The 15,212-nt window shown below is 68.6% G+C and carries 9 protein-coding genes; 5 read left to right on the top strand and 4 right to left on the bottom strand.

Going from position 1 to position 15,212, the window contains the following annotated elements; translation table 11 throughout:
* Positions 1 to 167 precede the first annotated feature (167 nt).
* Positions 168 to 542, top strand: a complete 375-nt coding sequence (locus tag OID54_RS33350) for a type II toxin-antitoxin system VapC family toxin (RefSeq protein WP_329027927.1) — start codon at positions 168 to 170, stop codon at positions 540 to 542.
* 95 nt (positions 543 to 637) lie between these two features.
* Here the strand turns inward: OID54_RS33350 and OID54_RS33345 are convergent, their stop codons facing one another.
* The 4 genes from OID54_RS33345 to OID54_RS33330 form a co-directional block, all read right to left on the bottom strand.
* Complete coding sequence (locus OID54_RS33345) at positions 638 to 2,557, bottom strand: hypothetical protein (protein WP_329025715.1); 1,920 nt, start codon at positions 2,555 to 2,557, stop codon at positions 638 to 640.
* Positions 2,554 to 3,132 carry a hypothetical protein gene (locus OID54_RS33340; RefSeq protein WP_329025714.1) on the bottom strand — a complete coding sequence of 193 codons (579 nt, stop codon included), beginning with the start codon at positions 3,130 to 3,132 and terminating at the stop codon, positions 2,554 to 2,556. Before OID54_RS33340 ends, OID54_RS33345 begins: the two co-directional genes overlap by 4 nt.
* Complete coding sequence (locus OID54_RS33335; RefSeq protein WP_329025713.1) at positions 3,122 to 4,354, bottom strand: dsDNA nuclease domain-containing protein; 1,233 nt, start codon at positions 4,352 to 4,354, stop codon at positions 3,122 to 3,124. The genes OID54_RS33340 and OID54_RS33335 overlap by 11 nt, the downstream gene beginning before the upstream one ends.
* 911 nt (positions 4,355 to 5,265) lie before the next feature.
* Positions 5,266 to 6,171, bottom strand: coding sequence for a hypothetical protein (locus tag OID54_RS33330; protein ID WP_329025712.1), 906 nt, complete (start codon positions 6,169 to 6,171; stop codon positions 5,266 to 5,268).
* A 1,069-nt stretch (positions 6,172 to 7,240) separates the two neighbouring features.
* On the opposite strand from OID54_RS33330, the gene pglW reads away from it, so the two are divergent.
* The 4 genes from pglW to OID54_RS33310 all read left to right on the top strand — a co-directional run bounded on the left by pglW (position 7,241) and on the right by OID54_RS33310 (position 15,204).
* Entirely contained in the window at positions 7,241 to 11,683 is a 4,443-nt protein-coding gene (pglW, locus tag OID54_RS33325) for a BREX system serine/threonine kinase PglW (protein WP_329025710.1), read from the top strand.
* 136 nt (positions 11,684 to 11,819) lie between these two features.
* Complete coding sequence (locus OID54_RS33320; RefSeq protein WP_329025709.1) at positions 11,820 to 12,317, top strand: hypothetical protein; 498 nt, start codon at positions 11,820 to 11,822, stop codon at positions 12,315 to 12,317.
* A complete protein-coding gene (locus OID54_RS33315) occupies positions 12,314 to 13,717 on the top strand; it encodes a KGGVGR-motif variant AAA ATPase (RefSeq protein ID WP_329025706.1) in 1,404 nt (467 codons plus the stop codon). The genes OID54_RS33320 and OID54_RS33315 overlap by 4 nt, the downstream gene beginning before the upstream one ends.
* Positions 13,714 to 15,204: a hypothetical protein gene (locus OID54_RS33310; RefSeq protein ID WP_329025704.1), complete on the top strand. Its 1,491-nt coding sequence runs from the start codon at positions 13,714 to 13,716 to the stop codon at positions 15,202 to 15,204. Before OID54_RS33315 ends, OID54_RS33310 begins: the two co-directional genes overlap by 4 nt.
* Positions 15,205 to 15,212: the final 8 nt, after the last annotated feature.

Raw genomic sequence — 15,212 nt, 5'->3', positions numbered from 1 at the left:
CAGCCCAGATCGAACGCGACAACCTCAACGAACTCATCACCATCGCCGAAGCCGAACACGGACCCGTCACCGACGAGAAGCTCCAGGCCCCCTGCGCGACCCAGGCGGCGGGCGGAGCGAACGCCGCGTTAGCCGCTCCCTCCGTAGTTCCCGGTGGCACCCTCGTCCTGGACAGCGAGGGACTGGCCAAGGCCGTCCTCCACGACCGCACGGTCGCAACCTGGCTGGCCCTGTCCCGCGCCGACGACCTACGGGTGATCACCTCCGCGGCCACCCTGATGGAAGTCGTCCACCCGCGGACCAACCGCCCGCCCCTGGAGTGGACCCTCTCCCGCCTCGTCGTCGAACCGGTCACCGAGCCCATCGCCCGCCACGCCGCCGCCCTCATCGCCGACGCCGACCTGCACGGCCACAAGCACGCCATCGACGCCATGCTCAGCGCCACCGCCCTCGCCACACCCGGACCGGCCACGGTCCTGACCTCCGATCCGGAGGACCTCACCGCGCTCTGCGGCGGACGCCTCACCGTCATCAAGGTCTGATCCTGCTACGGAGGCCCGTGCGGGCCCTGGTTACTCGCCATCCCGAAATCTGGGGTGAGCAGGACTCCGTTGCACCAATGGTTGAGAGGGTCTGTCTACGGCGCTTCGTACTCCATGGGCATGTGGATTTCCCGGATGGTGGCCGGGTCGCGCGGGACCGGAACGGCCTGGGTGCTGATGATCTGGGTGCCCGTGGCCTGGGCTGCGTTTGCCAGATCTTGCAGGACGTCGTCGACCACAGTGGTGCCGATGCCCTGCTGGTAGGGGTTGTCCAGGAGCAGCAGACCAGGGGCTGCTGCTCCTTCGTCGAGGTCAGAGGCCAGGAACAGGGTGGCGTAGCTGTAGGCCAGGAAGAAGAGCACCTTTGTCTCTGCCCCCAGGGCTTGGTCCCAGGGTCGGGTGCCGACGTAGAAGGTGAGGTCACTGTCGTTGATGGTGATGGCGCCCTTGACCCAGCCGCGTTCGCGGTAGCGCTGCAGGAATTCGTTCATTCGCTCGGCGAACAAGGCGCATCGTTCAACGGAAGTGAGCGCAGTTGTGACAATTGCGGCGGGCTCTTGGTCAAGTGCGTCGACAGCTTGCTGCGCAGCGGTGACGGCATGGCCGGCTACCGCACGACGTTGAAGGATCTCCTCGATGGCCGGAAAGGCTGCCATCTTCTGTTCGAGCTGGGCGATCTGGGCAGCGAGGTTTTCGAGGCTGGCCATGAAGGGGGCCAGCTGCGCGACGCGTTCTTCGTTGATGCGGTGCGCGAGCCGTGCCTGTTCGTCTTGAAGGTCCACTCGGCGAGTGCGGGCCGTCTGCAGATCGGCGGCGGTGCGGGCGGTGACGTCTTTCAGGTCGGCAAGCTCCGACTTGAGTGACCGGATCTCCACTCGTGCCCGTCGGCGGCGCTGGTCGTCGTCTACCGGTTGGAAACACAGGTAGCAGGCGTCTTCGTCGTGCTCTCGGTGCGGGTCCACGCGTTGTTCGCACGCTGGGCAGAGTCGTACGGGGAGGGCGTCGAAGATCTCCACGGAGGCGATGAGGCGTTCCATGCGGGTCACTTCCGAGGTGACCGTCTGGACAGAGTAGGCATGTTCGCTGCCGAGTTGTTCGAGTGCAACGACCTCGTCGACCGCCAGTTGCAACCGCCGGGATATGTCTTCGTAGATACTCGTCAGTGATGAGTCATATCCGGCTGCCGTCTCGATGGTGGACGTTCCCTGCAGGAGGCAGTTGATCTCGTGCGTCAGTTCGTGACGCCGTTGGCGAACCGCGTCGAGTTGAGCAGTGACCTCTTCCCGTGCGGTCGCTACCTGGTCGAGAGTGCGGGCGATGGGAATGCGGAGCCGTTCGGAGATGGCGGTGACGGCCTGCAATGTACTGTCCTGCACGTCCCGCTCCACTGCCTGGGCTTCAGCAAGGCGCCGCTTGGCTTGGGCGACGGCGAAATCCTTGGTGTCGTAGCGGGGGCCGGCGAAGCCGAGGAGCATGCTGACAACGCCGCGCCGGATGAATTCATGCTCCTTGTTGGCAAAACTCGTCCAGGACTCCTCGTTGCGGTAGAAGTGGCGCAGCAGGTTCCGGAAGGACAAGGGCGTCAGTTCACTGGCTGTGGCGGGGTGGAGACCCTTGGGTATGCGCAGGTTGGCCCAGCCCAGTTCGCGCAGGATCCAGTCGGAGAAGTCGGTGTCGGTCAGCTCGTCTCCGTCGACGTACACCTTGTTCATGCGCCCGTGCTGCAGGAGGCGGGTGAGGATGCGGGGGTGTCCGTTGAGCCGGATCGCGGTTGAGACCTCGATGTATTCATCGGAGACGGCGGCACCGAGAGCGTCGATCATCCCACCGCGGTCGCCGAGGCAGTAGTCGATGGCCTTCAGCGTGGTTGTCTTGGAGCTGTTGCGGGGCCCGCTGAGAATGTTCAGCATTCCGGTTCCGAAGGCATACTCGTCGATTTCTGCGGTGCCGTGGACGAGCCTGACGGAGTCGATCCTGATCCCGCGGTCGGGGTGGGCGGTCACAGGCTTCGTCATGGCCGGATCTCCTGGCGCAAGGGCGCGTTGCCGACCTCGTCCGGAAACAGGTCGTAGATCAGGTTCTTTAGGTCGGTGCCCGACATCGCGGCCAGATTTCCCCGCATGGCCTGACAGCGCCGGACCAGCGGCTGGAACTCGCGGGCCTCGGTGAGACGTTGCGCTGTCCTCTTGCCGACGGCTTTGAGCTTCACTCGTTCGACTCGGTGGCTCGTGACGGTGACAAGTTCGCGGGAGATGAGGAAGGCGAGGAACTGGCGGTAGCGCTGGTCCCAGGGCCCATAGCGGTAGCGGATCATCGGTGCCTCGACTTCGGACGGGTCGTGGGCGAGAAATGCGGTCTCGGCTTCGACGGCTTCCGGCATCGCGGCGTGGGCCCGCTCCAGGAACCCCGGATAGCGTACGAAGAAGTCGAGTTTGGCGAACTTCGTCCGCCCCCCAATGTAGGGACCGGGCTCCTCGCCGCAGAGGTAGATGAGCAGCAAGAGCCGTGCCGCGTGGAAGTCGGGAGAGTCGTCCGGATCCCAGGCACGATACAGCGGAGGCACCACGCTGCTGCCGATCTTATGAGGCATCAGCGTACCTGTTCTGGCAGCGTGCCGTGATGTCGGAAAGCACCGCGTGGGCCTCGGCGAGGGTGAACTGCCGGCTGGTCACCTCGGGCATCTCGCTCACCGCCACGAGCGTCTCGAAGTACGCTGCCGAGCCGGCGTCGAGACGCCCGGCTCGGCGCTTGGCCATCGTAAGCGTGCAGATAGCGTTGATCTGATCGGCCAGATCATCAAATGCGCGACGCCGGGTGCCGACACTGGCACGGTAGGTACGACGGTAGGCGAGCATGGCATCGTGCTGGGCTTCCGCCTCAGGCTCCGGTATTTCGGCAGCCCGTAGCTTGCGCTTGAACTTCATCAACAGTTCGGTGGAACCGTCTCGCCGTCGCCCGGTAGTTCTGCGCACGCTGTCATCAAGGGCCGCGCCGAAGTCGTCCGCAGTAAAGACTCTCGGTCGCAGCTCAAGGGCGCTGCGTGCGATGTATCGGGAGATCAACCAGATCATGATCTCCTCGACTTCCTCGTACAGCGGTTTCTCTCCCAGGCAGGCTTCCACCAGTGGCGCGAGTCGCGCCATGGCCTCCGCCTCGACCTGGTCGATGGTGCGCGCCTCCACCAGAACGTCCAGCCGGTCGACACACCATCCGATGTCCCTGCCGTCCGGCAGTTGCACCGTGCTGAGCCTCTTGACGATGTCCGCGCGGGCGTCGGCACTCACCGGACCGCGAGGACGGTCGCGTTCCGCGACGAACTCATACAGGTCCCGTTGAGGCGTCTCGTTGACGATGAACGTGAACCGTGTGCCGTCCGGCAGTGGCTTGCCCAGGAACAGCTTGCCCAGATAGCTGCTGTCTGCGGTCTTCTTCTCCTCCGGCCTGCAAATGTTGGCGATACTGTGCCGCGTCCCGGCTTCCTCGATCGTCTTGACCTGCCGGTATACAGGGGCGCCGTCCTGATGACACAGGATGTCCTCCAGGTCCTCCCACGAGACCGCGGTCCACTGCCCTTCGAGCATGTCCAGGCAGTCCAGCAGCGTGACGGCATCCTGATAGGCGAACCCACGCCTACTCCGACGACCGCCGTCAGCAGGAGCGAGAGCCACGGCAACCTCGCGCGCACTGACGCGCGGCGCTGATCCTTCGATGCACGGCAAAATGGCCTGTTCGCACAGTCCCCCCCATAAGCCACTTCGGAGCATGCAGTAGATCACCGCGTCACCCAGAAGAGCAACGGTCGCGCAGAACATCGACCTCGTTCCGTGTCCGTGCCGCTACAGCTACAGCAGGGCAGGAGAAGCGGAGGCGGTGGCTCCGCCGTCGGCCATGGACGCGTGCAAGGGAGCCGTCGGGGACGGACGCGTGGACAACGCACCCTCCTTCATCAGCTGACCGCACCCGTACCAGCGGCTCGATGCGGCTGACCGACAAGGCCCATCCCAACATCACCCCTTCGGGTGAACGTGCCGCTGTCGCTACCGAATGGCCATGCAAATGCACCGCCGGACGGACACCCACACATCGGTTCGTAAACGCCGTAGCGGCGCTGCGAACTGCAGCCCGTCATGGACGAGGGGGTGCCGGGCCGTTGAGATCGCTCAGTCCCTGCGAACAGCCCCTGGTCGACACGACAAGAACCACCCAACGGGCCAACCACTCCTGATGTCGAGCAGGAAGCCATACAGCGACCTATGCATGCTCAATGCGCTTGCCCAGCTCCCGGTACTCCCCGCGCTTGGCGTAGACCATTCTCCGGGATGTACCGCATCACGCAGCCCAGCCTGGACGTGGCATCGCTTCGGCCAGTTCCTTGCGCGGACACCCCCAGCATCGGCAGGGACTACCGCCGTCAGCCAGCGCCCGTCGTCGGGGCGAATCACTCCTGCATCGTCGGAAAGCACACCGTGAGCGATAGGGGCGGACGGACCACCCCCGGACGTGGTCCCCGCCGCACGGAGGCGTTGCGCCAAAAGGTCTAAAAACCGCAGGTAAGGAGCCCTTTGCGACCGGCTCCAGAATCGCCACGCACTCCACATAGTGTGTCATCGGAAACAAACAAGTACACCCGGATCCGGGAGGGCCAGCCCCGCGACGGGGGCGCAACTCGTTTGACTGCCTCTGCGCCCGGATGACACCTCCACTCTCCGCGTCACCGTCCGTCCTATCGTTCCGGCCCGTAAAAGCTCCACCCCTTCAAATGTGGTTTGAGCTCTTCCGGTGTCGGATCGCGCGGAACCGGCATTCCCGGAGGCTGGTTCAAGGGGTCCATCGCTTGCGCGTACATACGCGCCCACTCCAGCCACCGCACGGCCGATTCCAGAGCCGGCCCGTCCAAGACGCTGCCCAACTCGGCAAGACGACGTTCCAGAGCATCGCAGTACTCACCCAGCGCAATAGCCTCCCGCCAGCGCCTGACCTCCTCGCGAAGCACCCCGGCGGGTTGACCCTGAACGGCTCGCTCCTTGGCCTCCTTCATGGCAGCGCGCTCCGCCCCGGCCCGCTCCTCGTTCTCTCTGCGCTGAGTGTCGTCCAACGCTCGCGCCTCGATCTCACCAAAAATCGCACCCAGGCTGTCCTCAAGCGTCCGACCCCTTCGATCCCGCCACCAGCCCGGCCAACTGGACCGGCCATGGTCGAGTTCGACAACGAGGCGTGCGGCGCGCTTGTGCTTCGTTGCATGGCGCAGCCCACCCCTGTCCGTCGATGCCGGAGTACCGGCGGACGGCACCTGGTCCGCAAACGCCGGATCGTCGGGATGATGGCCATGGTGAAGGTAGAACCGGCCGGCCTCGGTGACCTCCGTATGCAAGGCACCACCATCGCGACTGATCTTCAGGAGGCCACGGTCGCGCAGGGCATACGCCGAGGGCCATTCACCCGGCGCCCAGGCATGGGGTTCTTCTCCGCCCGCGAGGCTTTCGAGCAGGACACGTTGCCGATCGTTCAGAGCAGACCACCGATGCACACGGACCAGCCCACACCGCACCCCCACCCTCTGCATAGAGCCGAAAGAGTGACTGCGGACAGTGGGATTTCCCTGGGACTTTTCTGGGACTTCCGGCTGCATCAACAGGCATGATCGTGAAAGAGCCGAAAGGCCATTTACGCAGGTCAGCAGCTCGACCTCACCAAAAGCAGCAGGTCACAGACCTGGCTGGTCTCTTCCGCGACATTTGATATGAGGATGCCGCCACACCCCGCCTGACCTGCGGCTTAGTGGGTCAGGGAGGGGTGTGGCGGCATCTCTGGGACCTTGGGCCCGTGGCGGGCTACGGGCCACCCTTCACTGGCTCTGCCGACCGGCCACGGCTACGGCTACGCGAAGATCGCGTCGATGGCGGCGCTGCCCCGTGCGCCCGCGCGGGGCAGGGTAGCGGATCACGGAGCTGAAGTTCGAGGGCAGCAAGAGCTAATCCAGATTCGCCGCACCCTGCGCGACTTCATCCCCAGCTCCCACGACACCGCACGCCGCAGCCGAACAGTTCAGCATCGGCGAGCTGGAAAACCTGGGCGCACGCCGCCCCGAGGAATTCGATCTGCGGGAACTCCACGACCGGCTGGAGACCCTGGAATGGGTCAGCGACACCGAGTGCGAGGCGTACGGTCTGGACGCCGCCCGGATCTCGTCACTCCGTCTATTGGCACAGCAATGGCTGGACGACCTCGCCCAGCGCCTGGTCGAGCCGTGCACCGAGGACGACGCCCCCGACGGCGTGTGAGCTGAGGCCGAACACGGCCCCGTCACCGCCCGCTACGACAAAGGCCCGGCGCACCTCGGCCTCGAAGTGTGCAGCCCTTTCGCATGCCCGTCAGCCGCACCCCGCCAGGCGCAGGAACGCGGCCCATTGCCCGGGCCCGTCGGCGACGGCGGGGACCGCCGACTCCTGCCACCTACCGCGACCGGTCATCGTGGCGAACTCTTCCGGGCCCTGAGCACTTGGGCCGCCTCCTCATACGCCCCCGGGCCCGGAAGAGAGCCGGAGAGGGAGGGTGATCGCGAACAGGACCAGCCGGTCAGCCCGCTGCGACTACGATTCCGTACAGGTCCGGGGCATGCGCCGGACCCGGCCCGCACCCCGGCGCCCTCCACCGTTCGTGAAGCCCGTCCCCGCCTGTCCCGTACCGGAGGTCCCCAGGTGTCGTCGACTCGGCCGTCCGCTCCTCGCCCCGGTCCGCCGCCGGCCCGTGAGCACTGGTTCCAGCCGCGTCGTTCCGGTTTCCGCTGGGAGCAGGAGGGTCTGGACCACATCCGTCGGCTGATGCCGGCGACCGAGCCGTACCGGGCCTGGGCCACCTTCCAGTTCACCGGCGTCACCGGCCGGGTCAACGAGTGCGATCTGCTGATCGCGGTGCCCGGTGGCGTGTACCTCCTGGAGCTCAAGGGACATCCGGGCCGGGTGGTGAACCACGGTGACACCTGGCAGTTCCACAGCGACCGGGTGCGCACGCTCCGTAATCCGCTGCACCTGACTGATCTCAAGGCCAAGGAACTCAAGGCCCAGCTGGAGCAGGCAGCCCGCGCCTCCGGTATCGCTCCGCGCAAGGTGCCCTTCATCAAGCCGGCCGTTTTCCTGCACGACGCCGCCCTGGTGAGCGAGCTGGACGAGTTCCAGCGCACCGCCGTCTACGGGCTGAACGACTCCGGAAGCGGGCTGCCCGGCATCTGGGACGGGCTGCTCGGACTCCCTCCGGAGCGGGAGAGCTGGCGGGTCACCCCGCAGGACAGCGCCCGCCTCGAACAACTGATGAAACGCGTCGGGATCAGCCACTCCACCGCTCATCTGCGGTACGGGGACGACTGGCGCCTCGAGCCGCGAGCCCTGGACGCGGGCCCTGGGTGGGAGGACCGCCTCGCGGTCCGCGACGACAGCCTGGCCAAGGAGAGCGGCCGGGTCCGGATCTATCTGTCGGGGCAGGACTCGTCCGCCGAGCAGCGCAGCCGCCTCGAACGTGCGGCCCGTCGCGAGTACCAGGTCCTGCAGGGGATCAACCACCGCGGCATCGTCCAGGCCGTGCAGATCCGCGAGCACCAGGGCGGCCCGGCGATCCTCTTCCGGCACCGCGAGGCGGATCTGCGGCTGGACGCCTACCTGAACGCCTATGGGGGCCTCCTCTCCCCCGCGATACGTCTGGATCTGGTGCGCCAGCTCGCCGAGGCCGTACGGTACGCGCACAATCGCTCGCTCTACCACCGGGCGCTGGCCGCCCGCTCGGTGTACGTCAGCGCCCGCGAGGACGGCACGGACCCGACCCTGCGGATCGCGGACTGGCAGACGGCCGCCCGGGACTTCGAATCCAGCTCCCATCTGTCGCTGGCCGACACTCCGCTGGACTCCGGTCTGGTGGCCGACACGGCCCAGGTGTATCTCGCCCCGGAGACGTCCCGGGAGTTCGCCGACCCGGTCGACCTGGACATCTTCGGCCTCGGCAGCCTCTCCTACCTCCTGCTGACCGGGAAGCCGCCCGCCGAGGCACGCAGCTCCCTGGTGGACCGGCTGGCCGCCGAGGGTGGACTGCATCCGTACGCGGTCTCCGACAGCGTCTCGGCCACCCTGGACGACCTGGTCTTCCGGGCCACCGCCTCCGATGTGCAGCACCGGCTCACCTCGGCCGAGGAGTTCCTGCGGCTGCTCGACGCCGCGGAGGCCGAGTTCGCGCAGACCGGACGGTCGGCGGCGGTGACGGTCGACCCGCTGACCGCCAAGGCCGGGCAGTATCTGGACCAGGAGTGGGAGGTCGTACGGGTCCTCGGCACCGGCGCCACCGCCCGCGCGATCCTGGTCGCCCGCCGCACCGAGGAGGGCGCCTACGACGAAGCCTCCCTGCGGGTGTTCAAGGTGGCTCTCGACCGTGAGAAGGACGCCCGTCTCTACGCCGAGGCGAAGGCGCTGCGCGAGGTCGGCGGCAGCCGCATCGTCAAGCTGCTCGCCGACCCGCGTGAGGTGGGCGGCCGCACCGTCCTGGAGATCGAGTACGCGGGCGGGTTCCGTTCCCCCCAGGACCGGGAGCCGGTCAGCCTGGGCTCGCGGCTGCGCGGTGAGGGGCGGCTCGGGTACGGACAGCTGGAGCGGTTCGGCACCGACCTCTTCGACGCTCTGGACACTCTCGCCGCCCGTGGGGTGCGGCACCGTGACATCAAGCCGGACAACCTCGGCCTGTTCAAACGCAACGACGGTTCCTGGCAGTTGATGCTGTTCGACTTCTCGCTGGCCGACGCACCCGACCAGGATCTGCGGGCCGGCACTCGCGGCTATCTCGACCCGTTCCTGGGCAGTAGCCGTCGTTCCCGTTACGACGATCACGCCGAGTGGTACGCGGCGGCGGTCACCCTGTACGAGATGGCCACGGGCGAACGACCGGTGTGGGGCGACGGCCAGGTGGATCCGCTGACCGTCGCGGACGCCGAGCTCCATGTCGCTGACGAGCTGTTCGAGTCCGCCCTGCGCGAGGGACTGACCAGTTTCTTCCACCGGGCACTGCATCGAGATCTCGATCAGCGCTACGGCAGTCTGCGTCTGCTGCAGGATGCCTGGCGGGACGTCTTCCGCCGGGCGGACTCGGCCCGGCCCCCTACTACCCCGGCCACGGTGGACCGGCAGGCCGAGGACGTGGAGGACGCCCGGGAACAGGCGGCCGCGGCTGCCGGGCCGAAGACCTCGCTGGACGCGGCGGGGCTCTCGCCGCGGGCCGTCTCGGTGGCGGCCGGTCTCGGGGCCTCCACCGTGGAGGCGCTCCTGGACGTCCCGGCGTACTCGATCTCCCGGGCCCGGGGCGCCGGGAACGTGATCCGCAAGGAGCTGAACCGGCGGCGCAAGCAGTGGCTCCAGGAGCTGCGGCAGCGCCCTGCGGGGAGAAAGCCCGTCTCGCTGCCCGCCGACGCCCCCGAGGAGGCGCTGGAGTCGGTGGAGACCCTGGCCGCCCGGCTCACCCCGGCGGCGACGACCGGACGGCGTACCCGGCCACGGCCGGACGTCGTCCTGGCCACCCTGGGTCTGCCCGGTGCCGCCCTGGCCGAGAGCTGGCCCTCCCAACCGGCCATCGCCAGGGCCCTGGACATCAGCCAGCCGACCGTTTCGCAGCACCAGAGCGCCGCGATAGGGCAGTGGGCCGCACTGCCCTGGCTCGGCCGGGTCCGCGACGAGCTGGTGACCGTACTGTCCGAGCAGGGCCGGGTGATGACGGCCGCCGAGCTCGCGGCCGAGCTCCGGGTCAGGCACGCCCCGCAGGACGCGGACGACGACACGGACCGCGCGGACCTGCAGGCGCTGGCGCTGGCCGTGGTGCGGGCCGCGGTCGAGGCCGAGTCGCGCCGGCCGGACGAGGCCCACGGGATCGAGCACGGGGACGGAGACGGGGAGGGGTCCGCTCCTCCGCCCCGGATCGCCGTGCTGCGGCGCGGAGGCACGGTCCTGCTGGCTCTGGAGGACCTTCCCGGAAGCGACGACCCGACCCCGGTGGAGCTGGCCGATCACGCGACCGAGCTCGGCCACGCCGCCCAGGCCCTGGCCGCCCGCGATCCGCTGCCGGGCAAGGAGGCCGTCCTGCGCGAACTGCGCGCGGTGCCCGCACCGGAGGGGATGGCCCCCCCGGCCGACACCCGTCTGGTGGCGCTGGCCGCGTCGATGGCCGGCGGTGTCGGCGTCTCTCCGCGGTTCGAGCTGTTCCCCCTGGACCTCGGTCTGGACCGGGCACTGCGCGTCTCCCAGGCGGCGGCCGGGGTGCGGCGCGCCATCGGCATCGGGGCCGATGACCTGCTGGCCCGGCTCCGCTCCCGCTTCCCGGGCCTGGCGGTACTGGCCGACCTCACGTACGTGGAGCTGGAGGAGGCCCTGGAGAAGGCCGGCTTCCCGCTGGAGTACGACCGGGACCGCTCGCTGTTCTTCCCGCCCGCGCGCGATCCCGACCGGAGCCGACCCGCGTACACCATGACGTCCGTGCCCGGCACCGGCACCCTCTACGGCGACGCACAGGCGGAGCTGGCCGAGGGGCGCGATCCGCGCCGGATCCTCGCCCTGCGCCTCGACGACGCGCTGCGCCGGGGCGGGTTCCTGGCGCTGACCGTCAGGGGCGCCTACCTTCCGGGCCTCGCCGAGCGGCTGGCCGAGCGCTGCGATGTTCTCCCGATCGCCCTGGACGACCTGTTCCTCACCGCGCTGCGCGAACTGGCCGAGGAGCAGGGGGTGCCCTGGCGGGCCCTGCTGAAGGCGGACGCCGGGTTCACCGCCACCGGCCTCCTGGGCACTGCCCTGGGCTCCTACACCCGGTTCGCCGCCGAGCGCGTGGCACAGCGGTGCGCGGACCTGGCCGAGCAGGCGGGCCCGCGCACCGTCCCGCTGCTGCACCGGGCCGGTCTGGTGGCCCGCTACTGGGAGGCCGGCGGCCGCGAACTCCTGGTCTCCCTGCAGCAGTCGGCCCGCCGCCCGGCCGACACCCCGCACGGCCTGTGGCTACTCGTCCCGATGGACGACCCGCAGGCCACCCCGGCTCTGGAGGGACGCACGGTGGACGTGGTGGACCGGGTGAGCGAGTGGGTGGTCCTCGAAGGGCTGCCGTTGAGGGAACTTCGCGGCGAGGAGTGAGGGCAAAGGGGAGCGGCGGCGTCGTCACGGCGCCGGGGCCCCTTCCCTCGTCGGCCATCCCTGACGCAAGCTCAACCGCCCACGACCTGCGCGAATTCACCCCTTCGGAGCAGCCTCGCCGCTTATGATCAGCGGCGTGCCGGATGAAGACGCGAGAGCCCAGGACGCGGTGATGGAGCAGCAGTACGCCCTCGCCGGAGCGCGGCATTACCACGATGCCGTCTATCTCTGTGGCGACCAGCGGTGGCCGACCGCCGACCACCTCTTCGGGTTCGCCGCCGAGTGCGCGCTGAAGAGCCTGTTGCTGCGGTTCGCGGTGCACGACGTGTCCACGTACCGCAACGGGAATGCGGTGAACCGGGCACGGTGGGTGAATCCCCGGACCGGGAAAGAGGACTGGCTGGGCCACATCAACCAGGTCCTGGGGGCGGCCCCTCTGCTGGCGTACGGCCGCGGCGGCCCCGCCTTCGTGGAGGCCGTCGACCGGCTGAACGTCTTCGCGTCCTGGGACCTGGCGGACCGCTACCGGGACGGCAGACAGGTCTCCGACTCGGTCGTGGCCGGCCGCCAGGAGGCCGCGCGCCTCGCCCTCTCCTTGTACGAGCTGTACGAGCTCACCGGAAGGACCTCATGACCGCGTACGACTTCCCGGTCCGCTTCGACAGTTCCCGCCCGATCGCGTTCGGGATCGCACGGGACGTGGCGGAGGAGGGGTACGACGTCGTACTGGTACGGGACGTGCTCGGCCGGTTCACTCTCATCGTTGATGACGACAGCAAAGGCGTGGATGCCGGACAGTACGACCGCTGGTCGGCGACCCTGCACGACCGGCTCGGTCCGTACTGCGGCAAGCGGCGGATCCTGCTGAAGTCCCGGATGTTCTCGGCTGACGCCTTGCTCAGGTCCCCTCGTGCGATCGACGCCCCCGACGGGTCCACCTCCGTCGGCTCTGTCCGGTTCCTGGACAACACCGTGGTCGGCGAGAGCTGGACCCAGGTCTCCACGCCGTCCGCACCGCAGCTCGGGCCCCGCACCCACCGCACCGCTCTGTACGGTTTCAAGGGCGGCGTCGGCCGCACCACGGCAACCTCGGTCCTCGCCCGCTCCCTCGCCGACACCGGCAAGATCGTGCTGGTGATCGACCTGGACCTGGAGTCGCCGGGTATCGGCCCGCTGCTTCTCGGGACGGGGCGGTTGTGCCGCCACGGTGTCGTCGACCACCTCGTGGAGTCGGCTCTCGGCAACGAGGAGGGCCTGGAGATCGTGGCCAGGTCGGGGTACGAACCGCGCAACCGGGGCGAGCTGTGGATCGCCCCGGCCCGGGGGGCGGGCGACGACACACCCAACGCCTACGTGGACAAGCTCAACCGTGTCTACGCCGATTCGCCGGGCGCGAGTTTCGCGGACCGCCTGGAGGCGACCGTCCGTGCCTGCGAGGAGGCGGTGGAGAAGGGCGACAGCGGGCGCCGCCCCGATGTGGTGCTGCTCGACAGCCGGGCCGGCATCCACGACGTCGCCGCCGTGACCATCTCCCGGCTGTGCGACCTCGCGCTGCTCTTCGGCGCGGACAACGCGCAGACCTGGTCGGGGTACCGGGACCTCTTCGAGGCGTGGGCGGCGTCCGGGCAGGGCCCGGACATCCGGCACAAGCTCCGCATGGTGGCCTCGATGGTGCCGGACTCGGTCCACCACCCGATGGAGATCTACCTGAGATCCTTCCGACTGAACTCCTACGACTGCTTCTCCACGCTCTACGACGAGGTCATGGCCGAGGAACCGCAGCAGGCGGATTCCGGAGAGGGACCTTCCGGCGGTATCCCGTTCGCCCCGTCCCCCGAGGACGACTCCGCTCCTCATCACCCGGTCCCGATCCTCTTCGAGCCGGGCCTGGTCGGCATGAACGTCCCGGACTCCCCGCAGTGGCAGGAGCGTGTCTTCGTACGGGCCGCGTACCTTGAGTTCCTCGCGACGGTCGTTCCGCTGGTCCTGGCCGACCCGGTCGACGGGAACGATGACGAGGAAGAGACGGGATGACCGAGCCGCTGAGCGCCGACGCCTACCGCGATCTGCTGTCGAGGGCGCTGGAGGGCACGGTCGACGCGGACACCCGGCGGCCGGACTCGCACTCGCTGTACATGCCGGATCTCCACCGGTCCGCTCTGTACGTGGACTCCACGGTGGTCGAGGGCGGCCGGGGTGACGGGAAGACCTTCTGGGCACGGTCCCTCCTCGACCCGGTCCTGCGGGCGGCGGCGGCGGCCGAGTACCGCATCAACCGGCTCAACAAGCTGCGGGTCTGGCCCGGTTACGGCCAGGACATACGGTCGGACTCCTATCCCGGCCCGTTGGCGTTGCCAGGTCTGGTGGACGGTGGCGCTCTGCCGGATGAGATCTGGTACACCGTGCTGCTCACCGCGCTCGGGCAGCCGGAGCTGTGTGCGCTCCCCGAGTGGGGCGACAAGCTCTCCTGGCTCCGGGCGAATCCCGGTCCGGCCGAGCGGACCATCGAGGAGGCGGACGCGCGGGCCTTCGCCGAGGACGTGGTGCATCTCCTGGTCTTCGACGGCCTGGAGCATCTGCACCCCGATCAGCGCGTCGTGGACCGGCTGATCGCGGGACTGCTCGGGGTCGCCCAGCGGATGCGCTTCGGCACGCGCAACATCCGTTTCAAGGTGTTCCTGCGCCCCGACATGTTCGAGGCCGCGAAGCAGCTCTTCCCCGACGCGTCGAAACTGTCGGGGAACGCGGCGGAGCTGACCTGGTCCCGTACCGATCTGTACGGGCTTCTCTTTCATCATCTGGGCAACGAGGGCAGCGCGGACGCCGAGCGGTTCCGCCGGATCACCGGCGGCTGGGAGAGCACGCGAGGGCCGGACGGGGCGCCCGCCCGGCATGTCCCGCCGATCGCCCTGCGCAACGACTCCAAGGCTCAGAGGGAGCTGTTCGAGCAGATCGCCGACCCGTACATGGGCAGCAACGTCCGCCAGGGACGCCCTTACACCTGGCTGCCCAACCACCTCATGGACAGCAAGGAGCGGATCAGCCCGCGCAGCTTCCTCAAGGCCCTGTCCGAGGCGGCCGAGGTCACCCGGCCGGGGCACGACCGTGCGCTGCACCACTCCGCCATCCACAGCGGGGTGCGTGCGGCGTCCAGGGTGCGGGTGGACCAGATCGGCGAGGACACCCCGTGGGTCAGGACGGCGATAGAGCCGCTGTCCGGCTGCCAGGTGCCGATCACCCAGGGGAAGATCCTCGAGATCTGGCAGGAACACGATCTGCCGAGTGAACTGCGCCGGGACTCCGCCCGTTACACCCAGCACGACCGGCCCGAGCTGGTCGCCACCGGCCCCCGCCACCCCGACGACCTGCCCCGGCTGATCCAGGAGCTGGACGACCTGGGCGTGATAGGCCGGCGCGACAAGCATCGGGACGAGTACGCGCTGCTCGACCTGCCCGACATCTACCGCCTCGCCTACGGCCTCGGACGCAAGGGCGGCATCTCGCTGACCGGCCGCAGGTAGCGGCTGGT

It is taken from the genome of Streptomyces sp. NBC_00690, assembly GCF_036226685.1.
Taxonomy (GTDB): domain Bacteria; phylum Actinomycetota; class Actinomycetes; order Streptomycetales; family Streptomycetaceae; genus Streptomyces.
The sequence above is the reverse complement of the archived record's forward strand: the minus strand, read 5'-3'. Positions and strand labels throughout refer to the sequence as shown.

What these genes read in the sequence shown, in the direction of transcription:
- OID54_RS33345 (WP_329025715.1), bottom strand. Translation starts at nt 2,557, where the DNA reads ATGACGAAGCCTGTGACCGCCCACCCCGACCGCGGGATCAGGATCGAC.
- OID54_RS33340 (WP_329025714.1), bottom strand. Translation starts at nt 3,132, where the DNA reads ATGCCTCATAAGATCGGCAGCAGCGTGGTGCCTCCGCTGTATCGTGCC.
- OID54_RS33335 (WP_329025713.1), bottom strand. Translation starts at nt 4,354, where the DNA reads ATGTTCTGCGCGACCGTTGCTCTTCTGGGTGACGCGGTGATCTACTGC.
- OID54_RS33330 (WP_329025712.1), bottom strand. Translation starts at nt 6,171, where the DNA reads ATGCAGCCGGAAGTCCCAGAAAAGTCCCAGGGAAATCCCACTGTCCGC.
- OID54_RS33315 (WP_329025706.1), top strand. Translation starts at nt 12,314, where the DNA reads ATGACCGCGTACGACTTCCCGGTCCGCTTCGACAGTTCCCGCCCGATC.
- OID54_RS33310 (WP_329025704.1), top strand. Translation starts at nt 13,714, where the DNA reads ATGACCGAGCCGCTGAGCGCCGACGCCTACCGCGATCTGCTGTCGAGG.